At 62.0% G+C, this 26,126-nt stretch carries 21 protein-coding genes; 13 read left to right on the top strand and 8 right to left on the bottom strand.

Annotation, left to right across the window (positions count from 1 at the left end; genetic code table 11):
- Positions 1-380 precede the first annotated feature (380 nt).
- Positions 381-959, top strand: a complete 579-nt coding sequence (locus AACU78_RS03180) for a papain-like cysteine protease family protein (RefSeq protein ID WP_106579796.1) — start codon at positions 381-383, stop codon at positions 957-959.
- Positions 960-972: 13 nt separating this feature from the next.
- Positions 973-1,572, top strand: coding sequence for a hypothetical protein (locus AACU78_RS03175; RefSeq protein ID WP_106579795.1), 600 nt, complete (start codon positions 973-975; stop codon positions 1,570-1,572).
- A 112-nt stretch (positions 1,573-1,684) separates the two neighbouring features.
- Here the strand turns inward: AACU78_RS03175 and AACU78_RS03170 are convergent, their stop codons facing one another.
- From AACU78_RS03170 to AACU78_RS03160, 3 genes are all read right to left on the bottom strand, one after another.
- Positions 1,685-3,076 carry an HdeD family acid-resistance protein gene (locus AACU78_RS03170; protein ID WP_106579794.1) on the bottom strand — a complete coding sequence of 464 codons (1,392 nt, stop codon included), beginning with the start codon at positions 3,074-3,076 and terminating at the stop codon, positions 1,685-1,687.
- Between the two features lie 292 nt (positions 3,077-3,368).
- The gene (locus AACU78_RS03165; RefSeq protein ID WP_106579793.1) at positions 3,369-4,091 is read right to left on the bottom strand and encodes a FadR/GntR family transcriptional regulator; all 723 of its coding nucleotides are present in this window, start codon (positions 4,089-4,091) and stop codon (positions 3,369-3,371) included.
- A gap of 47 nt (positions 4,092-4,138) precedes the next feature.
- On the bottom strand, positions 4,139-5,875 hold the full coding sequence (locus AACU78_RS03160) for an IlvD/Edd family dehydratase (protein WP_106579792.1): 1,737 nt from the start codon (positions 5,873-5,875) through the stop codon (positions 4,139-4,141).
- A 193-nt stretch (positions 5,876-6,068) separates the two neighbouring features.
- Here AACU78_RS03160 and AACU78_RS03155 point away from each other — a divergent pair, with 193 nt between their 5' ends.
- From AACU78_RS03155 to AACU78_RS03135, 5 genes are read left to right on the top strand one after another with little or no spacing between them, the layout of a single operon-like run.
- A complete protein-coding gene (locus AACU78_RS03155; protein ID WP_106579791.1) occupies positions 6,069-7,391 on the top strand; it encodes an MFS transporter in 1,323 nt (440 codons plus the stop codon).
- 15 nt (positions 7,392-7,406) lie between these two features.
- A complete protein-coding gene (gene araD1 / locus AACU78_RS03150) occupies positions 7,407-8,399 on the top strand; it encodes an AraD1 family protein (RefSeq protein ID WP_106579790.1) in 993 nt (330 codons plus the stop codon).
- A gap of 10 nt (positions 8,400-8,409) precedes the next feature.
- Positions 8,410-9,990: an aldehyde dehydrogenase (NADP(+)) gene (locus tag AACU78_RS03145; protein WP_106579789.1), complete on the top strand. Its 1,581-nt coding sequence runs from the start codon at positions 8,410-8,412 to the stop codon at positions 9,988-9,990.
- A gap of 15 nt (positions 9,991-10,005) precedes the next feature.
- Complete coding sequence (locus AACU78_RS03140; RefSeq protein WP_106579788.1) at positions 10,006-10,869, top strand: SMP-30/gluconolactonase/LRE family protein; 864 nt, start codon at positions 10,006-10,008, stop codon at positions 10,867-10,869.
- Between the two features lie 38 nt (positions 10,870-10,907).
- Entirely contained in the window at positions 10,908-11,912 is a 1,005-nt protein-coding gene (locus tag AACU78_RS03135; RefSeq protein WP_106579787.1) for a substrate-binding domain-containing protein, read from the top strand.
- A gap of 143 nt (positions 11,913-12,055) precedes the next feature.
- Here the strand turns inward: AACU78_RS03135 and AACU78_RS03130 are convergent, their stop codons facing one another.
- Complete coding sequence (locus AACU78_RS03130) at positions 12,056-13,204, bottom strand: aldose epimerase family protein (protein ID WP_106579786.1); 1,149 nt, start codon at positions 13,202-13,204, stop codon at positions 12,056-12,058.
- A gap of 138 nt (positions 13,205-13,342) precedes the next feature.
- On the opposite strand from AACU78_RS03130, the gene AACU78_RS03125 reads away from it, so the two are divergent.
- On the top strand, positions 13,343-14,110 hold the full coding sequence (locus AACU78_RS03125) for an SDR family NAD(P)-dependent oxidoreductase (RefSeq protein WP_106579785.1): 768 nt from the start codon (positions 13,343-13,345) through the stop codon (positions 14,108-14,110).
- Positions 14,111-14,115: 5 nt separating this feature from the next.
- On the opposite strand, the gene AACU78_RS03120 is transcribed toward AACU78_RS03125, so the two are convergent.
- From AACU78_RS03120 to AACU78_RS03110, 3 genes are read right to left on the bottom strand one after another with little or no spacing between them, the layout of a single operon-like run.
- A complete protein-coding gene (locus AACU78_RS03120; RefSeq protein ID WP_106579784.1) occupies positions 14,116-14,718 on the bottom strand; it encodes a glutathione S-transferase in 603 nt (200 codons plus the stop codon).
- A 30-nt stretch (positions 14,719-14,748) separates the two neighbouring features.
- On the bottom strand, positions 14,749-15,282 hold the full coding sequence (mug, locus tag AACU78_RS03115; protein ID WP_106579783.1) for a G/U mismatch-specific DNA glycosylase: 534 nt from the start codon (positions 15,280-15,282) through the stop codon (positions 14,749-14,751).
- Complete coding sequence (locus AACU78_RS03110) at positions 15,279-16,277, bottom strand: AraC family transcriptional regulator (protein WP_106579921.1); 999 nt, start codon at positions 16,275-16,277, stop codon at positions 15,279-15,281. Before AACU78_RS03110 ends, mug begins: the two co-directional genes overlap by 4 nt.
- A gap of 65 nt (positions 16,278-16,342) precedes the next feature.
- On the opposite strand from AACU78_RS03110, the gene AACU78_RS03105 reads away from it, so the two are divergent.
- Entirely contained in the window at positions 16,343-17,533 is a 1,191-nt protein-coding gene (locus tag AACU78_RS03105) for an MFS transporter (RefSeq protein ID WP_106579782.1), read from the top strand.
- A 1,038-nt stretch (positions 17,534-18,571) separates the two neighbouring features.
- On the opposite strand, the gene AACU78_RS03100 is transcribed toward AACU78_RS03105, so the two are convergent.
- A complete protein-coding gene (locus AACU78_RS03100) occupies positions 18,572-19,045 on the bottom strand; it encodes a MarR family winged helix-turn-helix transcriptional regulator (protein ID WP_256587037.1) in 474 nt (157 codons plus the stop codon).
- A gap of 274 nt (positions 19,046-19,319) precedes the next feature.
- Between AACU78_RS03100 and AACU78_RS03095 the strand changes: the two genes are divergently transcribed.
- Genes AACU78_RS03095 through yghU form a run of 4 tightly spaced genes read left to right on the top strand, consistent with a single transcriptional unit; the run spans position 19,320 to position 25,947 of the window.
- Entirely contained in the window at positions 19,320-22,499 is a 3,180-nt protein-coding gene (locus AACU78_RS03095) for an efflux RND transporter permease subunit (protein ID WP_106579780.1), read from the top strand.
- Position 22,500: 1 nt separating this feature from the next.
- The gene (locus tag AACU78_RS03090) at positions 22,501-23,670 is read left to right on the top strand and encodes an efflux RND transporter periplasmic adaptor subunit (RefSeq protein ID WP_106579779.1); all 1,170 of its coding nucleotides are present in this window, start codon (positions 22,501-22,503) and stop codon (positions 23,668-23,670) included.
- The gene (locus AACU78_RS03085) at positions 23,663-25,108 is read left to right on the top strand and encodes an efflux transporter outer membrane subunit (RefSeq protein WP_106579778.1); all 1,446 of its coding nucleotides are present in this window, start codon (positions 23,663-23,665) and stop codon (positions 25,106-25,108) included. Before AACU78_RS03090 ends, AACU78_RS03085 begins: the two co-directional genes overlap by 8 nt.
- A 2-nt stretch (positions 25,109-25,110) precedes the next feature.
- Positions 25,111-25,947, top strand: a complete 837-nt coding sequence (gene yghU / locus AACU78_RS03080; RefSeq protein WP_106579777.1) for a glutathione-dependent disulfide-bond oxidoreductase — start codon at positions 25,111-25,113, stop codon at positions 25,945-25,947.
- Positions 25,948-26,126: the final 179 nt, after the last annotated feature.

The following is a 26,126-nucleotide window of genomic DNA, read 5'->3' as shown; positions in this document are numbered from 1 at the left end:
AACCGCCTGCGGCCGAGCGCTGAAAACCTAACCCCCCAGGTGCTTTCAATCATTCTTGTGAAGGGCAACAAGACGCCGTGACGAAGCCCTGATGAAGGCCAATGCAAAACGCCCCGACTTGTTTGGGGCGTTTTGTTATCAATCGGCGAAAGGCAGGTAGAGGAAACGAACACAGTGATCCTCATCGTCTGCCATCTTCTTCAATGATTATGCAATTGTGCATTTATATGTTTGCGTTAATGCATATTAACGCCTAGGGTTAGGTCGAGCCAGATCGGAACGCGCCCTCTAATCCGGGCATCTCGGAACGTCGATAGCTCAGCAACACCGCTGTACCTTTACACGCTGGATGCGTGTTTTCATTCATGGAGGATTGAAAAATGTTAACCCCTGAAACAACCCGATTCACCGGCGACACACAGCCCAACTGCCTGATCGGCCATCTGCTCGACCCGCAACTGGTCGAAGCGGCGCATCAGACTAAAGCAATGGCTGGCGCCAGCCTGAATTTCAGCATGCAGAAACAAACCCAGACCAACTGGTGCTGGGCGGCGGTTTCCGCGTCGGTCGGCAACTACTACGGCACCGGGTCCTGGACCCAGTGCGGTGTCGCCAGCAACGCGCTGGACCGCAACTGCTGCAATCAGCCCGGCCCGTGCAACGTCTACGGCTATCTGGATTCCGCCCTGCGAATCACGCGCAGCTACAACGGCATGAATCAAGGCTCGCTGCAGATGTCGGCTATCCAGAACCAGCTCAACATGGGCCGCCCCATCGGTTTGCGTTGCGCCTGGTACGGTGGCGGTGCGCACTTTCTGGTGATCTATGGCACCAACGGCAACTACCTGTTGATCGCAGATTCGATCTACGGCTATTCGACTCGCGCATTGAACTCGTTCCCCGGTTCTTACAACGGCGGCGGCAATTGGACCAACACTTACTTCACCGTAAAGCACTGAGGAGGGCTGCATCATGCAACTGACTTATCCAAAGGCGCCTTCCAACGGCGTACAGGTACTGCGTCCAGCGCTGCAAGCCGCGCTGCAAACCCAGGGCTTCGGCGTCAATCGCCAATTCGCAGCCGCCGTGCCAGGCCAAATCAGGCTGAGCGAAGGCTATCGTGGCTACTCGCTCAGCCTGGAGGACCTGAGTCTCGGTAAGGGCCTCAAAGACGCTGAAGTCGGCGATTGGCATTACCTGGTATTTGCCGATGGCGCGACGGTTGCCGACGCGCAATTGGCCGACGTACGTGGGCATATCGAGTTCGCTTCGCTCAACCACGGGACGTTGGCAGCGGCGACGGTGGATGCGCTGAAACTGGCGGAACAGTCGCCGCAATTGCAGCGTAAAACCGTGGAACTGCGCGTGTTGTTCATCTCGGCACTGCACGTTGTGGCCATCTGGCTGCACGCCGACGGCGAAGAGGTGCTGATCCCGATTGAGCCGACCCCCAAGGAACTGGCGGTCACTCAGTTGTACAGTGAGGCGGCGCTGCTCGCTTTGCTCAAACCGGCGGCTGATCAGGCCCGTCAGCGCTTCGACGCCGACACCCGTGGCGAGTTGGGCAGTTGATAAAACCCTAGGGTAAAAAAACCCGGACATTGTCCGGGTTTTTTTATCGAAACGGCTCAGCGAATCAGGGTCAGTCAGACGTGATACGCAGCCTGGGGCGGCGGAGAAAAAATCACATGGGTTTTTCGAGATCATCCGGCGTTGATTTTCGACCGGACTGTGCTGATGTTTTTTCATTTTTCCACTGACGGCGTAAAGCGCCTATTTTCTGAAACGCACGCTGGGTGGTATTGATCCAGCCAGTGGGTCTGGGATCGACCAGCATGCTGAGCGCCCGCGCATAATCCAGTGCCAGGCCCGGCGTCCACGCCATGGTCTGCGCGCGTTTACGAATTTGAATGGCCACCCATAATTCCGGCGTGGTGAATATTTTTCCCAGAATACGGTAGAGACCGTAATGCCCCCATATACGCCCTAGCGATCCTTCCAAAGCCGCTTCAAGAACCTGTATGACGCTGCTGGAACAATTGCGGTGGGTGAGGTTATAGGTGGTGTCTTGACGGTACATCGCCCAAAAGCTCTGCAAGTGCTGCGGGTCATAGTTACGCAGGTGTACTTGAACGGTAGAAGGGCACCATGCCTGTGATTCCGTGAGGTAATCGGACTGGAATTCTCCCGGCACATCGTTATCTTCGGTGGCCCGCAACAGGCGCATGAACTGGTCCGGTGAATGGTCGATGTCCTGCGCCGGGTAAAGGCTCACATACAAACCACCGGGCGCTTCCAGTGCGGCATGCCCCGTTGATATCACCCCGTTCTTGTCCACGGCGGCGATATACCGCTCTATCAATGGGCGGCGTACCACTTCAGCATTCGCTACACCCAGCGGCGTCCAAATATGGACGATAAGGGGCCGGGCATTCTCTCCTGTGGGACGCTCACACGTGGTTTGCTCTGTGTGACCTGGCCCAGGCATGGGACGATCAGCATCCTCGTTTAGCGCCGGGTTGGAGATCATTCGCCGGGCGCGGCCCGCAACAAGCAACATATTCCAACCTGCAAAAAACAATCCCAGCCCGAGGCAGTAGGGGACCGTGCCGATATAGTGTGTTGGGTAGGGTTGGAAGAAGAACACGGCCAGAGCGATTTCGACCCCGCCGCCGAACATTGCGATACGAAAGGTTCGGTAGCGGACAACGTAAGCGGACACGATCTGCAGCAAGCCGTCGGCTAAAAACAACGTGCCGAAGATCATCGAAAGAATAAAGTTGCCGTGGTGGTGGCCTGCCAGGATCAGTGCTGCAGCCGTCACGAAAGACAAGCCTTTGAGGTAGCGAAGCTTGCGCTGCCCGACGATCCCGCTGTGTGCCACGACCAACGTCGCACTGCCCTCGATCAACAGTAACCAGGCGAAAGGGTTTATCGGGAAGTACAGTGCGTCATCCAGTGCATCAATGAATAGGATGCTCCCGCACAGGGTGCCGACAACCCCAATGGCTGTCAGCGTGCGCCAATATGACCGAAGGTAATCAACCCCCAATAGCAGTATGACAAGCCTGACCATTGCACCGTCCTCTACCCTTGAACCAGCGTATTAAGCCGGCAGTGGTCACGTTCCCATTTGGGTGTTGAGTCTCCAGCACAACGCAATGTGCACCGCCGCTTGACGGGCAGCCTGCGGTTCTGAGAACAAAGCGTGTTCTCAGCCAGAAGACAGAGGCGCGGTCGGCGTGCAACAGGTCATTTTCAAGCTGCAGCGGGGCGAGAGGCGTGGAGGGCGCCGCGAAGGGGGACTGCGAGCGTCGTGCGCACATGGCCGGTTCCTCGAACTGACCTCCTGAGCGTAGACGATGAATTTACAGCGGCGTCAGCACGTTCATCACCGTGTCCAGCGCCACGCGTGTGTCATCCAGCTGCACCAGCGAGGCGTGCCGGGCGCCGAGGGCATCACGGTTCTGGATCGCCGTGAGAATGGCCTTGTGGCGGGGAAGGCTCAGGCCCTGGATGTCCGGACGGCGGTTGGTGATGTTGATCGACTCGCGCAGCGGCAGCGACAGCATGTTGCACATGTAGGCGAGCAAGTCGTTGCGGGTGGCGTCAGCAATCGCGCGGTGGAAGTCCAGGTCGGCCTGCAGCAGGTCGTCATGGGTCTTCGCGGTTTCCATGCCCAGGTAGGCTTTTTCGATGGTGGCGATGTCTTCATCGGTGGCGGTAGTCGCGGCCATGGCGGCGATTTCCGGTTCGAGGATGCGTCGCACGCCGGCCAGGGTGTTGAAAAACTCACTATGAGGCGTGGTCTGCATCAGCCAGGACAACACGTCAGGGTCGAGCAAATGCCATTTCAAGCGCGGGCGCACCACCGCGCCCACCCGAGGTTTGGAATACACCAGGCCCTTGGCGCTGAGCACGCGCGTTGCCTCGCGCAACACCGAACGGCTGACCTTGTACTCCTCGCACAGCGTGGCCTCCATGGGCAGGCGTTCTTCGGGTTTGAAGCGACCGGAAACGATGTGCATGCCCAAGTCCTGGACGATCTGGGCATGCATGCTCTTGCGCGGCTTGGACGGCTGGTGATCCATAACGAACGGGAGGCCCTGGCTAAATAGGCGGCATCATAGCATCCCAATTAGTGGGAATGACGCGGGACTTCAGCCCCACGGCAGCCCACCAGAAAGTCAAAGTCACAGCCTTGGTCGGCCTGCAACACGTGGTCGATATACAGCTGACGGTAGCCGCCGACGATCAGCTTCTGCGGTGGCGGCAGGTCGGCCATGCGGGCTGCCAGCTCTGCGTCGGGGATGTCCAGGTGCAGACGGCCATTGGCGCAATCGAGTTCGATCCAGTCGCCTTCCTTCACCGTGGCCAACGGGCCACCGGCGGCGGCTTCGGGTGCCACGTGCAATACCACCGTGCCGTAAGCGGTGCCGCTCATGCGCGCATCGGAAATCCTCACCATATCGGTCACGCCCTGGGCCAGCAGCTTGGCGGGCAAGCCCATGTTGCCGACTTCGGCCATGCCCGGGTAACCCTTGGGGCCGCAGTTTTTCATGACCAGGATCGAATCGGCATCCACGTCCAGCTCCGGGTCATTGATGCGCGCCTTGTACATGTCGAAGTCCTCGAACACCACTGCCCGGCCACGGTGCTGCATCAACTCGGGGCTGGCGGCCGATGGTTTGAGCACGGCGCCCAAGGGCGCCAGGTTGCCACGCAGCACGCAAATGCCGCCGTCGGCACGGATCGGGTTGTCGAGGGTGCGGATCACTTCGTCCTGGCCGTAGATCGGCGAGTCCTTGGTGTTCTCGCCCAGGGACTTGCCGTTGACGGTCAAGGCGTCCGGGTGGGGGATAAGGTTGGCTTCGCCAAGACGGCGCAGCACAGCGGGCAGGCCGCCGGCGTAATAGAACTCTTCCATCAGGAAGCGCCCAGACGGTTGCAGGTCGACGATGGTCGGCACGCCGCGGCCCATGCGCGTCCAGTCATCCAGGTCGAGCTCGACGCCGATGCGCCCGGCGATGGCTTTCAAATGAATCACCGCGTTGGTTGAGCCGCCGATGGCGGCATTCACGCGGATCGCGTTTTCAAACGCTTGCTTGGTGAGGATCTTCGACAGTTTCAAGTCTTCGCGCACCATTTCTACCGCACGCATGCCGGACATATGCGCCAGCACATACCGGCGCGCATCCACCGCCGGGATCGCCGCGTTGTGGGGCAGGGAAGTGCCCAGTGCCTCGGCCATGCAGGCCATGGTGGAGGCCGTGCCCATGGTGTTGCAGGTGCCGGCCGAGCGCGACATGCCGCCTTCGGCCGCGAGGAAATCGTCCAGGGTGATGGTGCCGGCCTTGACCTGTTCGCTGAGCTGCCACACCACCGTGCCCGAGCCGATGTCCTGGCCTTTGTGTTTGCCATTGAGCATCGGCCCGCCGGTGACGACGATGGCCGGCACGTCGCAACTGGCTGCGCCCATCAGCAGCGCCGGGGTGGTTTTGTCGCAACCGGTCAGCAGCACCACGCCGTCGATGGGGTTGCCGCGAATCGCTTCCTCCACGTCCATGCTCGCCAGGTTGCGGGTGAGCATGGCGGTGGGGCGCAGGTTGGACTCGCCATTGGAAAACACCGGGAATTCCACCGGGAAGCCACCGGCCTCGATGACACCACGTTTGACATGCTCGGCGATCTGGCGGAAGTGCGCGTTGCACGGCGTCAGCTCCGACCAGGTGTTGCAGATACCGATGATCGGTTTGCCATGGAACTGATGGTCGGCGATGCCCTGGTTCTTCATCCAGCTGCGGTACATGAAGCCGTTCTTGTCGGCGGTGCCAAACCACTGGGCGGAGCGGAGGGTGGGCGTTTTATCAGGCATGGTGGTCTCTCTTATTGTATGACTATATATTCTATATGCGGCTAAACATAAGCGCAAAATCGAGGCTTTGGAAGTGTTGTTTTGCAAATAGTCATACTATATAGTCCGACTTAACTGAGGCATGACCCTGGCGGTTTTTCGCGAGAGGCGCCCCCCCCGAGCTTCTATAAAAACAACAATCGGAGATCGACCCATGAGCCAGGAGCTGCGGCTTATTCGGCGCATCACGCTGAAACTGATTCCCTTCCTGATCCTGCTCTACCTGATCGCCTACGTGGATCGCTCGGCAGTGGGTTTCGCCAAGCTGCACATGGGCGCCGATGTCGGCATTGGCGACGCCGCCTATGGCTTGGGCGCGGGGCTGTTCTTCATTGGCTACTTCCTGTTCGAGATTCCCAGCAACCTGATGCTCGACCGTTTCGGCGCGCGGCGCTGGTTTGCGCGCATCATGCTGACCTGGGGCGCGATCACTATCGGCATGGCCTTCGTGCAAGGGCCGCACAGTTTCTACCTGATGCGCTTTTTGCTCGGCGCGGCGGAGGCGGGGTTCTTTCCGGGCGTGCTGTACTACATCACCCAGTGGTTCCCGGTGCGCCATCGCGGCAAGATCCTCGGGCTGTTCATCCTCTCCCAACCCATTGCGATGATGATCACCGGCCCCGTGTCCGGCGGCTTGCTGGGCATGGACGGCATCCTCGGCCTGCATGGCTGGCAGTGGTTGTTCATTGTCATCGGCACGCCGGCGCTGTTGCTGACCTGGCCAGTGCTGCGCTGGCTGCCGGACGGCCCCCAGCAGGTCAAGTGGATGAGCGAGGCCGAGAAAACCTGGCTCACCGGCGAGCTGAATAAAGACCTGCAAGCCTACGGCCAGACCCGCCACGGCAACCCGCTGCATGCGCTGAAGGACAAGCGAGTGCTGCTGCTGGCGCTGTTCTACCTGCCCGTAACCCTGAGCATTTATGGGCTCGGCCTGTGGCTGCCGACGCTGATCAAGCAGTTCGGCGGCAGTGACCTGGTCACCGGTTTCGTCTCGGCGGTGCCGTATATCTTCGGCATCCTCGGCCTGCTGATCATCCCGCGCAGCTCCGACCGTTTGAATGATCGCTACGGCCATCTCGCGGTGCTGTATGTGCTGGGCGCCATCGGGCTGTTCTTGAGTGCCTGGCTGAGCTTGCCGGTGCCGCAAATGGCCGCGCTGTGCCTGGCGGCGTTCGCGCTGTTTTCCTGCACGGCGGTGTTCTGGACCTTGCCGGGGCGCTTTTTTGCCGGCGCCAGTGCGGCGGCGGGCATTGCGCTGATCAACTCGGTGGGCAACCTCGGCGGCTACATCGGCCCGTTCGTGATCGGCGCGCTCAAGGAGTACACCGGCAACCTGGGCTCGGGCTTGTACTTCCTGTCGGGTGTGATGGTGTTCGGGTTACTGCTGACCGGCGTGGTGTACCGCGTACTGGAACGCAAGCACGTGCTGCCCGCCGAGCAATTTGCCGCCAGCGCCCGGGGTGCCACGCGTACTTAATCGAGGAGAAATTTCATGCGTTTAGTTCAGTTTGAGTTACGCAACGGTGAGCGCCGTGTCGGCGTCGTAGAAGGCACCCAGCTGCGCGAAGTGCAAACGGCCCGCAGCGTGCGTGAGCTGGCGTTGGCGGCCATCGAGGCGGGCATCAAGTTGGCGCAGCAGGTCGACAGGTTGGGCCTGGGCGACAGCTACGACTACGGTGCACTGCTGGCCGACCTGAAAATCCTGCCGCCGCTCGACCACCCGGACCCGGCTCACCTGTTGATCAGCGGCACCGGCCTGACCCATCTGGGCAGCGCCTCGGCGCGGGACAAGATGCACCAGCAGTCCGGTGACGACAGTGCGATGACCGACACCCTGCGCATCTTCAAATGGGGCGTGGAGGGCGGCAAGCCCGCGTCTGGCCAAGTCGGTGTGCAACCGGAGTGGTTCTACAAAGGCGACGGCAGCATCGTGGTGCGCCCGGGCCAGGCTTTCCCGGTGCCGCCGTTTGCCGAAGACGCCGGTGAAGAACCGGAAATCGGCGGCCTCTACGTGATCGGCCACGACGGCAAACCCTATCGCCTTGGTTTTGCCATGGGCAACGAATTCTCTGATCACGTGATGGAGCGCAAAAACTACCTGTACCTGGCCCATTCCAAGTTGCGCAGTTGCAGCTATGGCCCTGAGTTACGCGTTGGCGAGTTGCCGCAGCACCTGGCGGGCACCAGCCGCATCCTGCGTGACGGCGAAGTGATCTGGCAAAACGAATTCCTCAGCGGCGAGGCCAATATGTGCCACAGCCTGGAAAATCTTGAGTATCACCACTTCAAATACAGTCAATTCCTCACACCGGGCGACGTGCACGTGCATTTCTTCGGCACCGCCACCTTGTCATTTGCCGACGGTATACGTACCCAAGCGGGCGATGTGTTCGAGATCAGCCAGGCCGAATTCGGCGCGCCGCTGGTCAACACGGTCGGCAAGGCCGACGCGGTGTTCGAGCCCGGCAATGTCATCACCCTTTAAGGAGATCTACATGACCCAATTCCTCGGCCACAACTACATCGGCGGCCAGCGCAGTGCGCTCGGCAGCGTGACCCTGCACAGCGTCGATGCCAGCACCGGCGAAGCCTTGCCGCAGGGTTTTTTCCAGGCGACCCCCGAAGAAGTCGACGCCGCCGCCACGGCGGCCGCCGCTGCTTACCCGGCATACCGCGCGTTGAGTGCCTCGCGGCGCGCGCAGTTTCTCGACGCAATAGCCGACGAGCTGGACGCGCTGGGTGATGAGTTCATCGCGTTGGTCTGCCGCGAGACCGCGCTGCCCGCCGCGCGCATCAACGGCGAGCGCGGCCGCACCAGCGGCCAGATGCGCCTGTTCGCAACGGTGCTGCGCCGTGGCGATTTCTACGGCGCACGCATCGACAAAGCGTTGCCCGAGCGTCAGCCGTTGCCGCGTCCGGACCTGCGCCAGTACCGCATTGGCCTCGGCCCGGTTGCCGTGTTTGGCGCGAGCAACTTTCCCCTGGCATTTTCCACCGCCGGTGGCGACACCGCAGCCGCGCTGGCGGCGGGTTGCCCCGTGGTGTTCAAGGCCCACAGTGGGCACATGGCTACGGCCGAGCAGGTCGCCGATGCAATCCTGCGCGCGGCCCACGCCACCGAAATGCCGGCGGGCGTGTTCAATATGATCTTCGGCGGCGGCGTCGGTGAGGCGCTGGTCAAGCACCCGGCGATCCAGGCGGTCGGCTTTACCGGCTCGCTCAAGGGCGGTCGCGCCTTGTGCGACATGGCCGCCGCCCGGCCGCAGCCGATCCCGGTGTTTGCCGAGATGTCGAGCATCAACCCGGTGATCGTATTGCCGCAGGCGTTGCAGGCGCGGGCGCCCACCATCGCCCGCGACCTGACGGCTTCGGTGGTGCAAGGCTGTGGTCAGTTCTGCACCAACCCAGGCCTGGTGATCGGCATCGCATCGCCGCAGTTCAGCGCATTCACCCAGCAGGTGGCCCGCCTGATCAATGATCAGCCGGCACAAACCATGCTCAACGCCGGCACCTTGAGCAGCTATGGCAAAGGCCTGGAAAAACTGCTCGCGCACCCAGGTATCCAGCATCTGGCGGGCAGTGCCCAAGCGGGCAATCAGGCGCAGCCGCAGCTGTTCAAGGCCGACGCCCGCCTGCTGATCGACGGCGATGACGTGCTGCAGGAAGAGGTGTTCGGCCCGACCACAGTGATGGTCGAAGTGACTGATCAAGCCCAACTCGGCGCCGCTTTGCAGGGGCTGCACGGCCAACTGACGGCGACGATTATTGGCGAGCCGGCCGACTTTGAGCAGTTCACCGAACTGACCCCGCTGCTGGAACAAAAAGTCGGCCGCATCCTGCTCAATGGCTACCCAACCGGCGTTGAAGTCTGCGACGCGATGGTCCACGGCGGGCCCTATCCGGCCACCTCGGACGCGCGCGGCACTTCGGTCGGTACCCTGGCCATCGACCGCTTTCTGCGTCCCGTGTGCTTCCAGAATTACCCTGATAGCCTGCTGCCCGACGCGTTGAAAAACGCCAACCCGTTGCGCATCCAGCGGCTGGTCGATGGCACGCCATCGCGCGAGCCGCTGTAAAAAACAGGAGTTCACATGCCGTTTAATGCCGTCACCGCACACCGTGCACAGTTGGGCGAAGGCCCGTTTTGGGATGCGCCGACCCAGGCGCTGTATTGGGTCAATATTATCGGCAAACAGGCGTTGCGCCTGATGGACGGGCACTTGCAGATCTGGCAGTTGCCCGAGCACGTTTCGGCGTTTATTCCGTGTGAAAGCGGCGATGCGCTTGTGACCTTGAGCAGCGGCGTCTACCGGCTCGACCTGGTGACCGAAGCGCTGACGCTGCTGTGTGTGGCCGACCCGCAACCCGGCAACCGGGGCAATGAAGCGCGCTGCGATGCCCAGGGTCGCTTGTGGCTGGGCACCATGCAGAACAACATTGGCGAGCAGGGCGATGACCTGCCGATCACCCGACGTTCCGGTGGCCTGTTTCGCGTCGACGCCGATGCGCAGGTCACGCCGCTGCTGCGCGGCCTGGGCATTCCCAACACCTTGTTGTGGAGCGAGGACGGCAGCCAGGTGCATTTCGGCGACAGTATGGACGGCACGCTTTATCGGCACGTGATCCAGGAGGGCGGCCAGCTCGACCCGGCGCAGGTCTGGTTTGGCCCGCACCCACGCGGTGGGCCGGACGGCTCGGCAATGGACAGTCAGGGTTATGTCTGGAATGCACGCTGGGACGGCAGTTGCCTGCTGCGCCTGACGCCCGACGGTGCAGTGGACCGCGTCATCGAACTGCCCGTCAGCCGCCCCACCAGTTGCGTATTTGGTGGGCCCAATCTCACCACGCTCTATATCACCAGCGCCGCCAGCCCATTGGATCACCCCCTGGATGGCGCGGTATTGGCCATCGAGGTCGATGTACCCGGTACACCCTGTCACCGCTTTGCCGGTTAAATCCTGACATTCAAAAACAACAACAAGGAGTCACCCGTATGAATCGTCGTCGTGGTTTGCGTTCCCTGTGCTGCGCCGCTGTGGCGGTGTCAGCCCTGGGCCTGAGCGGCCTGCTGCTGGCTGCTGAAGAAGTGAAGATCGGTTTTCTGGTCAAGCAGGCTGAAGAGCCGTGGTTCCAGACCGAATGGGCGTTTGCCGAAAAAGCCGGCAAGGAACATGGCTTCACCGTGATCAAGATCGCCGTGCCCGATGGCGAGAAAACCCTGGCCGCCATCGACAGCCTGGCGGCCAACGGTGCCAAGGGCTTTGTGATCTGCCCGCCGGACGTGTCCCTCGGCCCGGCCATCGTCGCCAAGGCGCGCGCCAACGGCCTGAAAGTGATTGCCGTGGATGATCGCTTTGTCGATGCCAAGGGCAACTTCATGGAGGACGTGCCGTACCTGGGCATGGCCGCTTTTGAAGTCGGCCAGAAGCAGGGCGCGGCGATGGCGGCTGAAGCGAAAAAACGCGGTTGGGACTGGAAGGACACCTATGCGGTGATCAACACCTTCAACGAACTCGACACCGGTAAAAAGCGCACCGACGGCTCGGTCAAATCCCTGGAAGATGCAGGCTTTCCCAAGGATCACATCCTGTTCACCGCCGCCAAGACCCTCGACGTTCCGGGCAGCATGGACGCCACCAACTCGGCCTTGGTCAAACTGCCCGGCGGCGCGAAAAACCTGATCATCGGCGGCATGAACGACAACACTGTGCTGGGCGGCGTACGCGCCACCGAAACCGCAGGCTTTGCCGCGGCCAATGTGATCGGCATCGGCATCAATGGCACCGACGCCATCGGCGAATTGAAGAAAGCCAACAGCGGCTTCTTCGGCTCGATGCTGCCCAGCCCGCACATCGAAGGCTACAACACCGCGAAGATGATGTTCGACTGGGTCACCACCGGCAAGGAACCGCCCAAGTACACCGCCATGGATGAAGTGACGCTGATCACCCGCGACAACTTCAAGCAGGAACTGGAAAAAATCGGCCTCTGGAACTGAGGGTTGGCCAAACCGATGAACCACTGCTGAGTCACGCCGAGACATCACTGAATGTGGGAGCGGGCTTGCTCGCGAAAGCGCAGTGTCAGTCACTGCATCTGTCACTGAACCAGCGCTTTCGCGAGCAAGCCCGCTCCCACAGTTCAGTCGGCGGAGAACTTGAACACGGTGTTCTGGGTGTAGGTCTGCCCAGGGTTCAACCGGGTCGAGGCAAATGTTGGCTGGTTGGGTGCATCCGGAAAGTGCTGGGTTTCCAGGGTAAACGCGCTCCAATGCGCATACGCCTTGCCGGCCTTGCCCTTTACCGTGCCATCCAGGAAGTTGCTGGTATAGAACTGCACGCCGGGCTCGGTGGTGTAGAGCCGCAAACGGCGGCCAGAGGCGGGGTCGTGCACCTCGGCGGCGAGTTGCTTGATATCGCCTTCGGTGTCCAGCGCCCAATTGAAGTCAAACCCACCCTGTTTGGGCTCGGCGAACTTGAGCTGCGGATGGTCGTCCTTGATGCGCTGGCCGATTGGCGTGGGTGTGAGGAAATCCATCGGCGTGCCTTTGACCGGTGCCAGTTCGCCAGTCGGAATCAACGTGGCATTCACCGGCGTGTAGTGGCTGGCATGCAAGGTCGCCACTTGCTTGAGGATGTCGCCATTGCCCGCGCCGGCGAGGTTGAAGTAGCTGTGGTTGGTGAGGTTCAGCACCGTGGGTTTGTCGGTGGTGGCCTTGTAGTCGATGCGCAGTTCGTTTTTATCGTTGAGGCTGTAGGTGACCTCGGTCTTGAGGTTGCCGGGGAAGCCCATTTCACCGTCCTTGGACAGGTAGCTCAGCTTCACGCCGACCGAATCCTTGCCCTTGACCGGTTCGGCTTGCCACACGTGCTTGTCGAAGCCCTGAGCACCGCCGTGCAGCGAGTTGGGCCCATCGTTGAGCGGCACCTGGTAACGCTTGCCATCGAGTTCGAACGCCCCGGCGGCCAGACGGTTGCCGAAGCGGCCGATGCTCGCGCCGAAAAAGGCCGTACCGCTCTGATAGCCCTGCACATCGTCGAAACCGAGTACGACGTCATCGACCTTGCCGTTTTTATCCGGCACTTTCAGCGACTGCAATACGCCGCCGTAAGTGATCACCGTGGCTTGCATGCCATGGCTGTTGCGCAAGATGTATTGCTCGACGGCAGTGCCGTCGTTGGTTTTGCCGAAAGGCTTGTGTTCACTGCTAAGCCCGGCGGCCTGGGCGCCACCGCTGGCAACCAGCATGGACAGGGCGAGGCCCGAAAGCAGGTGTCGAGGGTGCTTCATGGTCGAACTTCCTTTTGTTGTTTTCAGTGGAATAGTTCTACTAATGTGCGATATTTCGTCGAGTTGACAGCGAATTTATAGCCTTAAACCCCAGATACGCAAAATAAAATAAGACTAATTGATTGAGGCAAGCGTTATATGAGTACTGCACACGCCGTTTATCCCGACCTGAAGGGTAAGACCGTACTGATTTCCGGAGGTGCCTCGGGCATTGGCGAATTCATGGTGCGCGCTTTCGCCGCGCAAGGCGCCAAGGTGGCCTTTGTGGACCGCGCGCAGAGCCAGGGCGAGCGTCTGGTGGCGTTGTTGAGTGACCAAGGGCATCGCGTTGAGTTCGTGTGCTGCGACATCACTGATGAAATCGCCTACGAAGCGGCGATAGCCCGTTTTGAGCAAACGCTGGGGCCGATCACCGTGTTGGTGAACAATGCGGCCAATGACGTGCGTCATACGCTGCAAGAGGTCGATTCGCAGATGTTCGACAGGCTGATCGCCGTCAACCTCAAGCACGCTTTTTTTGCCGCCAAGGCGGTGGTGCCGATGATGAAAAGCGCGGGCGGCGGGGCGATTATCAACCTCGGCTCGGTCGGCTGGATGATGGCGTCGGCGGGCTACCCGGTGTATGCCGCCAGCAAGGCGGCGGCCCATGGCATGACCCGAGCGTTGGCGCGGGAACTGGGCCCCAGCCGTATTCGGGTCAACACCCTGGTGCCCGGCTGGGTCATGACCGAAAAACAGCTGGCGATGTGGGTGGACGATGCGGCCAGGGAACTGATCAGCCGCAGCCAGTGTTTGCCAGGCAGTGTGCTGCCGGAACACATCGCCAACATGGCGCTGTTTCTTGCCTCCGATGCGTCGGCGATGTGTTCGGCACAAAACTTTATTGTGGATGGGGGCTGGGTGTAGGCCAGTTATTCGATGGGGTATTTCCTGAACGCCGGGTGCTGTTCCAGCTGATCGGCGTGGCGTTGCAGGTTGGGAAACGCCTGGGCCTTGAGCACCGTCGGCAGTTTTAACTGAGTGAACGACCAGGCGACGGCCGCCGTCAGCGCGGCCTGGTTCAGGCGTTCACCGCTCGCCTGGGCCAGGTGTGTTTCCAGCAGCGAATAAGCGGCCAGCAGCTGCCCGGTCACGCGATCGAGCCACGGTTCATGCAGTTTTTCCGCTGGGCGCAAGTGGTGCTCGTAGACGATCTGCACGGTTTTCTCACACGCCGCCAGGGCCAGGCCGAGCACTTGCAGTTCTTTGGCGCGTGCACCGGCGTTGGGTGGCAGAAGCTTCTTGTCGGTCGGCGCCAGGGTTTCGAAGTAGTCCAGGATCAGGCTGGAATCCATCAGCACCGTTGCATCATCGAGCACCAGCGTGGGCGCCTTGACCACCGGGTTGATCGCGGAAAATTCAGCGTAGGTGCTGAACACCGAGAGCGACTCGTATACGAAATCCACCCCGTACAGTTCAAGGGAAATTGCGACGCGACGCACGTAAGGCGAGTCCAGCATGCCGACCAGTTTCATGCAGCCTCCAAGGCTCTTGGGGTGTTTGGCTCAAGAGATTAAGGGCTCCGGGCCGGCCTGTGCAATGGCCGCGCGCAGCGGCTGATAGGCTTGCACGAGTTGCTCCAGACTGAACGCCAGGTTGCGCCCGCTCGGGTTGGGCAACACCCACACCGAGGCGCCGCCCATTCGCTGCGGCTGCAGCCCCCAGGCGATCTCGCGCTGGCCGGACAACGCGCTGTAACCGGGCTTGCCGAGGAACGCCACGATGCGCGGCCGGCAGTGGCGGATCTTGTGTTCAAACGCCGTCGCCGCTTCGGTGAATTCATGCCGCGCCAATTCCCCTGCGCTCGCCGTCGGGCGCTCGACCAAGGTGGTCAGGCCACAGTGATAGTCAAGCAGGCTGCGCCCATCCTCCGGGCGAATTTCATGCGGGGTAAAACCCGCCAGGTGCAACGTGCGCCAGAAGCGGTTGCTGCGATTGGCGAAGTGCTGGCCGAGGGCGGCAGAGCCCTTGCCCGGGTTGATGCCGCAGAACACCACGTGCAGGTGGTCGGCAAGGATGTCTTGGAGTCTGTCGCTCATGCTGGGCTCCTGGCACGACTCGCCCCGGGCGGTTGCCCGGTAATGCGCTTGAAGGCGCGGCTGAAGGCGGCCTGGGAGGTATAGCCCAGGCGCTGCGCGACTTCTTCGATCGGCAACCGCTCCAGGGTCAGCCATTGGCTGGCCAGGCGCATGCGCAGTTCCGTGGCGTAGCGCAGCGGCGGAATACCGAGGGTCGCCTGGAAGCGGTCGGCGAACACCGAGCGCGAGGTGTGCCCCTGCGCTGCCAACTCGGCCACGCTCCAGTCGCGGCCCGGTTGCTGGTGCAAGGCGAGGAGGGCGCACGCCAATCGCGGGTCACGCAACGCGGCCACCAGGCCCGACGCGTTGCCACAGGCGCATTCGACCCAGCCGCGCACAATCATCGCCGCCACCACATCGGCAAGGCGCGCCAGGATGCCCGCGTAGCCGATACGGGCACTGCAGACTTCGCGCTCCATGGTCGCCAGAATCGGCATCAGCCCCGGATAACGCTGGCCCCGCGCATCGATCAGCATCATCGCGGGCATCAGGCGACCCAGCCCCTGGATGCTGCCCAATTCAAATTCCATGCAGGCGCTGAACAGCAAGCTGCCAGCTGAACTGTCGGCGTCGGCGGGGGCCTTCACGGCGCACACCGCATCACCGAGCGAGGCCGCTTCGAAGCTGCCGATATCCCGCACCGCTGCGCCCGGGCTCGACAAGAGTTGATGAGCGCCGCCATGGGAGATGAACACCGCATTGCCGGCCGACAGCGCGTAGAGGCTGCCATCGTCCAGGCGCAAGGTGGCGCAACCCGCGGCCAGGAAGTGGAAATACGCGTGCCCGGGCTTGGCCTCAAAACCGACGCCGAACACAGGCCCGGCTTCGATGCGACGGTACTGCACCCCGCGCAGGCGCATGCCCTGCAGCAGCTCATTGATGAGGTCGGAAGAGACGGTAAACGCGTCAGTTGAAGTCATGCTCGGGGTTTCGGTCAAAAACTCAAGGGTTTGCATCATAGATCATCCTGGAGGGCGAACCTAGACTGGCGACCTCGCTCATTTCCTGAGGATGTTTTGTGATGAATGATTATGCAGCCCATGTCGGCACCAGGGCGCAGCCGACCACCCCGGCCTGGATGGCGGTGTTCTCCCTGGCAATGGGGGTGTTCGGCCTGCTGACGGCGGAATACTTGCCGGCCAGCCTGTTGACGCCGATGGCCTTGGACCTTGGGGTCTCGGAGGCATTGGCCGGCCAGGCGGTCACGGTGACGGCGGTGGTGGCGTTGTTCGCCGGCTTGCTGGTACCGGGCTTGACCCGTGGCCTCGACCGGCGCCTGGTGTTGCTGGGCTTTTCCACTCTGATGATTGCGTCGAACCTGCTGGTGGCGCTTTCGTCCAGCCTGGCCGTATTGCTGTTGATGCGCATCCTGTTGGGCGTCGCCCTTGGTGGTTTCTGGAGCATGGCGGCGGCCGTGGCGATGCGCCTGGTGCCGCCTGCGCTGCTGCCACGGGCGTTGTCGATTATTTTCAGCGGGATTGCGGTGGGTACCATCGTCGCCGTGCCGCTGGGCAGTTACCTTGGCGGTGTGTATGGCTGGCGCAGTGCGTTTGTCGCGGCGGCTGCGGTGGGGGTGGTGACGTTGGTGTTTCAACTGTTCACGTTGCCGCGTCTGGCGCCGACCGACACCGCGCGCCTGCGCACCGTGCTGGAGGTGCTGTTGCGCCCAGGCATTGCCATGGGCATGTTCGGCTGCGTGCTGGTGCACACCGGGCATTTCGCGCTGTTCACTTATATCCGGCCGTTTCTGGAAAGCACCACAGGGGTTGGCGCTCAGGGGCTGGCGCTGATGCTGCTGGGGTTTGGCGCGGCCAATTTCGTCGGCACGCTGCTGGCCGGGTGGATGCTGGTGCGCAACCCGCGCGGTACGTTGGTGCTGATGCCGGTGTTGGTGGGCGTTGCGGCGCTCGCGTTGGTGCTGCTGCCGGCTTCGCTGCCGGGGCAAGCGATGCTGCTGGCGTTATGGGGCATGGCGTTTGGCGGCGTGCCGGTGGCGTGGTCGAACTGGGTGGCGCGTGCTGTGCCGGACCAGGCGGAAAGCGCCGGAGGCATGGTGGTTGCGTCGGTGCAGTCGGCCATTGCCGCGGGGGCTGCGGGGGGCGGCGTGATGTTTAGTCTGAGTGGGATTGGTGGCGTGTTTGTTGCGGCTGGGGTTTTGATGCTGCTGGCAGCTTTGTTGATTGCGTGGCGGGTGCGGGTGCCTGGGGGCTAGGCGAGTAGGTTTTAGTACATATCCATTATTTGCGAGAAGGCGGATATCGGTTCCGCTCTTACAGCGGGTCACTTTTGGAAAAGAGCCCGGAATGCCGGCCCAGCCAAAAGTAACCAAAAGGGCTCTTGGCCCACCACTCGGCACCTCGCTCACGCTTCGGTGTGCCCTCACGCAGGCTTTGGAGCGTGGGCCGCCGCGATGGGCCATCCATGGCCCAATACGGCTAAACCGGCGTCCTGCCGGTTTACCCCCGCTCCAAAGCCTGCGTTCGGCCAGCGTGGTTTAACGGGGCGCCTAAGATCAAGATCAAGATCTACAGCACGGCGGCCTAGTAGCCGACCTGAGTGGTTGAAGCAAAAGCAGGGCAACAGGGCAAAAGCAGAGCAAAAGCAGGGCAAAAGCAGAGCAAAAGCAGAGCTGCTTTTCTGTGGGAGCTGGCTTGCCTGCGATGCAGGCACCTCGGTACTTCAGGCAAACCCAGTTGTTGCCATCGCAGGCAAGCCAGCTCCCACATTGACCGAGTACACACATCTACCTGATGTACTGAGCTCAAAATGTGGGAGCGGGCTTGCTCGCGAATGCGGTGGGTCAGTTACAAATGAACTGACTGACACACTGCCATCGGGAGCAAGCTCCCTCCCACATTAAACTCAGTTCAGTTTCCAAGATCAGGTCGTCTGTCAGGCCGCCTCGCTCTTGCTTTTGATCTAACCACTCAGGTCGGCTACTAGGCCGCCGTGCTGTAGATCTTGATCTTGATCTTAGGCGCCCCGTCAAACCACGCTGGCCGAACGCAGGTAGTACGGAGCGGGTAAACCGGCAGGACGCCGGTTTAGCCGCGACGGGGCAGGGACGCCCCGTCGCGGCGGCCCGCTGCGTAGTACCTTCGTTCGGGCACACCGAGCCTAAGCGAGGTGCCGAGTGGTGGGGCAAGAGCCCTTTGGTTACTTTGGGGCTTTTCCAAAGTGACCCGCCGTAAGGGCGGAACCCATACCCGCCATCACCCAAACAACGGATATGTACTCAAAAGCCCCGCGTTCAGTCTTCCAAGTTGGCCAGCAACGTCTTGGCAAACTCGTCGGAGGCGATAAAGTCGAGTGTCTGGCGCAACTGCGCTGCCGCTTCCCGGCCGAACGCCTGATCAAAACGCTCCGCCATTTTGTTCGAAATACGCTTGGCCGCCGCATGTGTGCGCTTGCCCTGTTCGGTCAGCAGCACACGGCGCGTGCGGCGGTCGAATTCGTCCACCTGCAGTTCCACCAACCCATCGCGTACCAGCGGCTTAAGCGTATGGCCGAGAGCGGAAAGGTCCATCACCAAGGCTTGGGCCAGCTCGCCCATCTTCGGCGTACCCGCCTTGGCAATACGGTTGAGCACCGCAAATTGGGTAGCTTTCAACTCGCAGGGCGCATACGCCTCGTCATAGATCTGACCCAGGCGACGGGACGTGCGGCGCACGGCACCGTTCACGCAGGCGCTGGGGCTCTCGGAGCAAGGCGGGGCAGATTTCAAGGGCAGATACTCTCTGATACAAAACACGACGCGGGTGATTATGCCTGCGCGACCTGTCAGGACAAGGCCTTTCAGACCGAAGATAGCTCGCAGATGAAGACTGAGACAGCTTGAAACAAATTAGTTGCGTACGCCACTAAATTAGATATCGTGGCATATGCCTCTTTGTGACCAGGATGTCGTTACAAACTCCCCAGGAAACGCATGGGGCGAGGCGGGAAAACCGCACGGCTCTGCCTGCTTGATCATCCAACCCCTGTCTGGATCACCTCCTATGCTGAGCCTCGTGCGCATCGCGTTGCGGCGCCCCTATACCTTTCTGGTATTGGCTATTTTCATCCTGATCATCGGCCCATTGGCGGCCTGGCGAACGCCGACCGACATCTTTCCCGAAATCCGTATCCCCGTCATCGCGGTGATCTGGCAGTACACCGGCCTGCCGCCCGACCAGATGGCGGGGCGCATCACTTCGCCGTTCGAGCGCGTGCTGACCACCACGGTCAACGACATTCGCCATATCGAGGCGCAGTCGATGAATGGCTACGGGATCGTGAAGATCTTCTTCCAGCCCGGCGTCAACATCAGCACGGCCAACGCCCAGGTCACTTCGGTGTCCCAGGCGATCCTGCGGCAACTGCCGCCCAGCACCGTGCCGCCGCTGGTGCTCAATTACAGCGCCTCGACCGTGCCCATCGTGCAACTGGCCCTGTCGGGCCCCGGTTTGAGCGAGCAGCGCCTGGGCGATATTGGCCTTAACCAGGTGCGCCTGATGCTCACCACCGTGCCCGGTGCGGCGCTGCCATACCCCTTTGGCGGCAAGAGCCGCCAGGTGCAGATCGACCTTGATTCAGCGCGCATGCAGGCGCGCGGTCTGTCAGCGCAAGACGTCGCCACCGCGCTGGCCACGCAGAACCTGATCACGCCGGTGGGCACGCAGAAGATCGGCAGCTACGAATTCAACCTGCAACTGAACAACGCACCGTCGGATTTCCATGACCTGGAAAACCTGCCGATCAAAACCGCCGACGGCACCACCGTGTTGATCCGCGATGTGGCCACCGTGCGCGACGGCAACCCGCCGCAAACCAACATCGTGCACGTGAACGGCAACCGCTCGGTGCTGCTGCCGGTGCTCAAGACCGGCTCGGCCTCGACCTTGGGCGTGATCGCCGGGATCAAGGAAAAGCTCGCGGACAACAAGGCCGCCTTGCCGCCTGACCTGAACATCGACCTGATTGGCGACCAGTCACTGTTCGTGCGCTCGGCGATCAGCGGCGTGGCCCGTGAAGGTTTGATCGCGGCGGCGCTGACCAGCCTGATGATCCTGCTGTTCCTTGGCAGCTGGCGTTCGACGGTGATCATCGCCACGTCGATTCCGTTGGCGATCCTGGCCTCGATTGCCACGCTTTCGGCCCTCGGCGAAACCCTCAATATCATGACCCTCGGCGGCCTGGCGCTGGCAGTCGGCATCCTGGTGGACGACGCCACGGTGACCATCGAGAACATCAACTGGCACCTGGAGCAGGGCAAGCCGGTGGAGACCGCTATCCTCGACGGCGCGGCGCAAATCGTCACGCCGGCGTTCGTTTCGCTGCTGTGTATCTGCATCGTGTTTGTGCCGATGTTCTTCCTCGACGGCGTGGCGCGCTTTCTGTTCGTGCCGATGGCCGAAGCGGTGATTTTCGCCATGATCGCCTCGTTCATCCTGTCGCGTACGCTGGTGCCGACCCTCGCTAACTACCTGCTCAAACCGCATGGGCACGCTGAGGACGGGCACGCGCCATCGCGCAACCCACTGGTGAATTTCCAGCGCGGTTTCGAACGGCGTTTTGAAGGGTTTCGCGAGCGCTACCACAGCGTGTTGGACAGTGCCTTGCACCATCGCCGCACAGTGGTGATCGGCCTGCTGGCGTTTGTTGCGGTGTCGTTTGCGCTGGTGCCGTTCCTGGGGCGCAACTTCTTCCCCGAGGTCGATTCCGGGCTGATCCTGCTGCACGTGCGTGCCCCGGTGGGCACACGGGTGGAAAGCAACGCGCATTTGATCGCCGACATCGAAAACGCGATCCGGCGCAAAGTCCCGGCCAATGAGCTCAAGGCGTTGGTCGACAACATCGGCCTGTCTATCAGCGGTATCAACGTGGTGTACAACAACACCGGCACCGTGGGCTCCCAAGACAGCGACATTCAGATCAGCCTCAATGAAGGCCACCGCCCGACGGCGGAATACATGCGCATATTGCGTGAAACCCTGCCACGCGAGTTCCCCAGTGCGGTGTTCTCGTTCCCGGCATCGGACATCGTCGGGCAGATTCTCAACTTCGGCTCGTCGGCGCCGATTGACCTGCAAATCACCGGCAATAACCTGGCGGGCAACTTCACTTACGCCAGCGCCTTGCTGCGGGATATTCGCCGCGTGCCGGGCGTGGTCGATGCGCGCATCCAGCAGTCGCGGCAACTGCCGACGTTCAATATCGACGTGGACCGCACCCGTGCGCAGTTGGTCGGCCTTACCGAGCGTGACGTGACCAACAGCCTGGTGGTCAACCTCGCCGGTTCCAGCCAGGTGGCGCCGACCTTTTGGTTGAACCCGGCCAACGGGATCTCTTACCCGATCGTCATGCAAACCCCGCAGTACAGCCTTGAAAGCCTGGCGGCGCTGCACAACCTGCCGTTGAGTGGCAGCAGCGGGGCGGCCACCGACCAGACGTTGGGCGGCCTGGCGAATATCCAGCGCAGCCACAGTAATTCGGTGTTCACCCAATCGGATATCCAGCCGGTGGTCGAAGTGCTGACGGCGATCCAGGACCGCGACCTCGGTGGCGTTGCCGCCGATATCCAGAAGATCATCGCCGCCCACGCCGGTGAAGTGCCGACCGGCTCCAAGGTCATCCTGCAAGGGCAGGTGCAGACCATGAACGCGGCGTTCAGTGGCTTGCTGTTTGGCCTGCTCGGCGCAGTGGTGCTGATCTACTTGCTGATCGTGGTCAACTTCCAATCCTGGGCCGACCCGTTTGTGATCATCACCGCATTGCCGGCGGCGCTTGCAGGCATTGTGTGGATGCTGTTTGTCACCCACACGCCGCTGTCGGTGCCGGCGCTGACCGGGGCGATCATGTGCATGGGTGTGGCCACTGCCAACGCCATTCTGGTGGTGAGCTTCTGTCGCGAACGCCTGGCGGTGCACGGCGATGCGGTGCAGGCCGCGCTCGAAGCCGGCTTCACCCGGCTGCGGCCGGTGTTGATGACGGCCATTTCGATGATCATCGGCATGGCGCCCATGGCCTTGGGCCTGGGCGAGGGCGGCGAGCAGAACGCGCCACTTGGCCGTGCGGTGATCGGCGGCCTGGCCTTTGCCACCATTGCCACGTTGATTCTGGTTCCGTTGATTTTCAGTCTTGTCCACGGGCGTCGCCAGCACGCCACGCGTGCGACCACCGTTACCCAAGGGGTTTGACATGTCCGTTTCCGTTTCTAAATCCAAGTCTTCCCGTGGCCTGTTGTGGCTGATCGTGGGCGCGGCCGTGGTGGTTGTCGTCGTCGGTGTCGGCATCGGCGTGCGCGCCAGTGAGTCGCGCGACCTCAAGACCTGGACCGACGCCCAGGCGCTGCCCAGCGTCAACCTTATCAAACCGGTGGTGCAAGCCCAGGGCCCGGTGCTCAACTTGCCGGGGCGGATGGAGGCGTATTCACGCGCGTCGATCTTTGCGCGGGTCAACGGCTACCTGAAATCCTGGAATGTCGACATCGGCACCCGCGTCAAAGCCGGGCAAGTGTTGGCGGAAATCGACACCCCGGAACTCGACCAGCAACTGCTGCAGGCCCGTGCCACGTTGGCCTCGGCCCAAGCCGATGAGCACCTCGCCGACACCACCGCCAAACGCTGGCAGGCCATGCTGGCGAACGACTCGGTGTCGCGCCAGGACGTGGACGAGCGCACCGGCGACCTGACCGCCAAGCAGGCCAAAGTGGCGGCGGCCAAGGCCAATGTCGACCAGCTGGTCGCAACCAAGGGCTTCCAGCATCTGGTCGCGCCGTTTGCCGGTGTGGTCACCGCGCGCAGCACTGACGTAGGCGCGTTGATCAGCGCCGGCGGCACCGCCGGCAAAGAGCTGTTTGCGGTGGCCGACGTCAGCCGCCTGCGCGTGTATGTGCAGGTGCCGCAAACCTTCTCGCCACAGATTCGCGAAGGCACCACCGCGCGCCTCAGCGTGCCGGAGTACCGCGGCGAAACCTTTACCGGCAAAGTGATTGCCACCGCCGACGCGGTCAACGCCGCCTCTGGCAGCACGCTCGTGCAACTGCTGGTGGACAACCCCGGTGGCCGCTTGCTGCCCGGCGGCTACACCAGCGTGCAGTTTGACCTGCCGGTGCAGGCCGACGTCATCCGCGTGCCGTCCAGCGCTTTGGTGTTCGATGACAAGGGCATGCGCGTCGCGACCCTGGACGCCAACAACCATGTGCACTTCAAGACCGTCAGCATCGCCCGCGATTTCGGTGACAGCGTTGAAATCGCCAGTGGCCTGCAGGCCGCCGACCGCGTGATCGACACGCCGCCCGATGGCCTGGCTGATGATGATTCGGTGCAACTGGCTGTCGCCGCCACTGAGGTCAAACCCCATGGCTAAGCGCAATGTGCTGGGCCTTATCGCCACGTTGAGTTTGGGCGCCTGCTCGTTGGCGCCACCGCTGAACGTGCCGCAAACACCGATGGCCGCGCAGTTTCACACCCAAGGCCCCTGGACGGTCGGCACGCCGAACGATCAGGCCGACCGGGATGGCTGGTGGCGCGTGTACAACGACCCGCAACTGGATGCGATGCAGCAGCAGTTGCTGAAAAACAACGCCGACCTGAGCGCCGCGCTCGCGCATTACCAGCAGTCTCAAGGGTTCCTGGCCCAGGACCGTTCGGGGCTGTTCCCGAAGATCTCGGCCATTGGCAGCGGCCAGCGCATTCGCCAGTCAGACACCAAACCGCTGCGCTCGGCCACTTCACCGGATGTCTACAACTCCGCGACCCTGGGCCTGGAAGTCGACTATGAAGTCGACCTGTGGGGCCGCGTGCGCGACACCGTGGCAGCCGGCACCAGCGATTCGGATGCGGCCAGGGCAGATCTGGCGTCGGTACGCCTGAGCCTGCAGGCGCAATTGGCCGACAGCTACATCCGCCTGCGCGGCATCGACTGGCAGAACCAGTTGCTGGAGCAGACGCGCGACGCTTACGCCAGGGCCCTTGGCCTGACCGAAGGTTTGCATGGCGGCGGTATCGTCTCCGGCCTGGATGTGGCGCGGGCGCGTACGCAGTTGTCGACGGTCAAGTCGCAGCTGAACCAGAGCCAGGTGCAGCGGGCGCTGCTGGAGCATTCGATAGCGGCGATGCTCGGTGAGTCGGCTTCCACTTATAGCGTCGCCGTGAACGTGGCGCCGATTGCCTTGCCGAACGTGCCGACCGGCGTGCCTTCCAGCCTGTTGCAGCGCCGGCCGGATATTGCGGCGGCCGAGCGTCGCATCGCTGCGGCCAATGCGCGGATTGGCGTCGCCAAGGCGGCGTGGTTCCCGCAGATCACGCTGAGCGCCCAAGGCGGTTATCAGAGTGACGAGTTTGCCCGCTTGCTCAGCGCGCCCAACCTGTTCTGGGCCATCGGCCCGTCGCTGGTAGGAACCCTGTTTGATGGCGGCGCGCGCCAGGCCCAGGTGGATATCGCCAAGGCCGCCACCGATGAAGCGGCGGCCAAATACCGTGGCGTGGTGTTGGACGCGTTCGAGCAGGTGGAGGACAACCTGTCGCAAATCGCCGGACTGGGCGCTGCGCTGGATGATCAGCGCGATGCGGCGGCTGCGGCGCAATACGCCGAAGACCTGTCCACCTCGCGTTATCGCCAGGGCGCCGTGGCTTATCTGGATGTGGTGACCGCCCAAGTGGCGGCGCTGGAAGCCAAGCGCAGCGTGTTGCAATTGCAAACCCAGCAGTTGAGCGCCAATGTGGGCCTGATCAAGGCGCTGGGCGGCGGATGGAACGTGGCTCAATTGGCTGCGTCGACCCCTAATGAAACCAAGGAGAAGTGAGCATGACCGAGTACGTACCCCCGAAAGTCTGGACCTGGGACACTGAAAGCGGCGGCACCTTTGCCAGTATCAACCGGCCTATCGCCGGTGCGACCCACGAGCAGGAACTGCCGGTTGGCAAGCACCCGTTGCAGCTGTATTCGCTGGCCACGCCCAATGGCCAGAAGGTCACGATCCTGCTGGAAGAGCTGTTGGCCCTGGGGCATACCGGCGCGGAATACGACGCCTGGCTGATCAAGATCGGTGACGGTGATCAGTTTGGCAGCGGGTTTGTGGCGGTGAACCCGAATTCGAAGATCCCGGCGTTGCTGGATCGCAGTGGGGATACGCCGATTCGGGTGTTTGAATCGGGGGCGATATTGCAGTACCTGGCGCAGAAGTTTGGGGCGTTCTTCCCCACTGAGCCGGCGGCGCGTGCGGAGTGTTTGTCGTGGTTGTTCTGGCAAATGGGCAGTGCGCCGTACCTGGGCGGCGGGTTTGGGCACTTTTATGCGTATGCGCCGAGCAAGATGGAGTACCCGATCAATCGGTTCGCTATGGAGACCAAGCGCCAGCTGGATGTGCTGGATCAGCGGTTGGCGGTGAGTGAGTACATTGCCGGGGATGAGTACACCATTGCTGATATTGCGATCTGGCCTTGGTATGGCGGGTTGGTCAAAGGCCGGTTGTATGGGGATTCGGCGCAGTTTTTGTCGGTGCATGAGTACAAGCATGTGCTGCGTTGGGCGGACGCGATTGAGGCGCGGCCGGCGGTGCAGCGGGGGCGGCGGGTGAATCGGGTTTCCGGGGAGGTTTCGGAGCAGCTGCGTGAGCGGCATGATGCGAGTGATTTGGACTGACTTTTTTTTTGGGGGGGAGTACATATCCGTTGCTGCGGTAACGGCCGCTGGTGGTTCCGCTCTTACAGCGGGTCACTTTTGGCAAACGCCCCAAAAGTAACCAAAAGGTCTTTGCCCCACCACTCGGCACCTCGCTTAGGCTCGGTGTGCCCTCACTCCGGCTTGAATCCGTGGGCCGC

Source organism: Pseudomonas sp. R9.37 (assembly GCF_963878885.1).
Taxonomy (GTDB): Bacteria; Pseudomonadota; Gammaproteobacteria; order Pseudomonadales; family Pseudomonadaceae; genus Aquipseudomonas.
The sequence above is the reverse complement of the archived record's forward strand: the minus strand, read 5'-3'. Positions and strand labels throughout refer to the sequence as shown.

Coding starts and splice junctions, on each gene's coding strand:
- AACU78_RS03180 (WP_106579796.1), top strand. CDS start 381: ATGTTAACCCCTGAAACAACCCGATTCACCGGCGACACACAGCCCAAC.
- AACU78_RS03145 (WP_106579789.1), top strand. CDS start 8,410: ATGACCCAATTCCTCGGCCACAACTACATCGGCGGCCAGCGCAGTGCG.
- araD1 (WP_106579790.1), top strand. CDS start 7,407: ATGCGTTTAGTTCAGTTTGAGTTACGCAACGGTGAGCGCCGTGTCGGC.
- AACU78_RS03140 (WP_106579788.1), top strand. CDS start 10,006: ATGCCGTTTAATGCCGTCACCGCACACCGTGCACAGTTGGGCGAAGGC.
- mug (WP_106579783.1), bottom strand. CDS start 15,282: ATGAGCGACAGACTCCAAGACATCCTTGCCGACCACCTGCACGTGGTG.
- yghU (WP_106579777.1), top strand. CDS start 25,111: ATGACCGAGTACGTACCCCCGAAAGTCTGGACCTGGGACACTGAAAGC.
- AACU78_RS03110 (WP_106579921.1), bottom strand. CDS start 16,277: ATGCAAACCCTTGAGTTTTTGACCGAAACCCCGAGCATGACTTCAACT.
- AACU78_RS03130 (WP_106579786.1), bottom strand. CDS start 13,204: ATGAAGCACCCTCGACACCTGCTTTCGGGCCTCGCCCTGTCCATGCTG.
- AACU78_RS03135 (WP_106579787.1), top strand. CDS start 10,908: ATGAATCGTCGTCGTGGTTTGCGTTCCCTGTGCTGCGCCGCTGTGGCG.
- AACU78_RS03125 (WP_106579785.1), top strand. CDS start 13,343: ATGAGTACTGCACACGCCGTTTATCCCGACCTGAAGGGTAAGACCGTA.
- AACU78_RS03165 (WP_106579793.1), bottom strand. CDS start 4,091: ATGGATCACCAGCCGTCCAAGCCGCGCAAGAGCATGCATGCCCAGATC.
- AACU78_RS03155 (WP_106579791.1), top strand. CDS start 6,069: ATGAGCCAGGAGCTGCGGCTTATTCGGCGCATCACGCTGAAACTGATT.
- AACU78_RS03175 (WP_106579795.1), top strand. CDS start 973: ATGCAACTGACTTATCCAAAGGCGCCTTCCAACGGCGTACAGGTACTG.
- AACU78_RS03095 (WP_106579780.1), top strand. CDS start 19,320: ATGCTGAGCCTCGTGCGCATCGCGTTGCGGCGCCCCTATACCTTTCTG.
- AACU78_RS03170 (WP_106579794.1), bottom strand. CDS start 3,076: ATGGTCAGGCTTGTCATACTGCTATTGGGGGTTGATTACCTTCGGTCA.
- AACU78_RS03085 (WP_106579778.1), top strand. CDS start 23,663: ATGGCTAAGCGCAATGTGCTGGGCCTTATCGCCACGTTGAGTTTGGGC.
- AACU78_RS03105 (WP_106579782.1), top strand. CDS start 16,343: ATGAATGATTATGCAGCCCATGTCGGCACCAGGGCGCAGCCGACCACC.
- AACU78_RS03120 (WP_106579784.1), bottom strand. CDS start 14,718: ATGAAACTGGTCGGCATGCTGGACTCGCCTTACGTGCGTCGCGTCGCA.
- AACU78_RS03090 (WP_106579779.1), top strand. CDS start 22,501: ATGTCCGTTTCCGTTTCTAAATCCAAGTCTTCCCGTGGCCTGTTGTGG.
- AACU78_RS03160 (WP_106579792.1), bottom strand. CDS start 5,875: ATGCCTGATAAAACGCCCACCCTCCGCTCCGCCCAGTGGTTTGGCACC.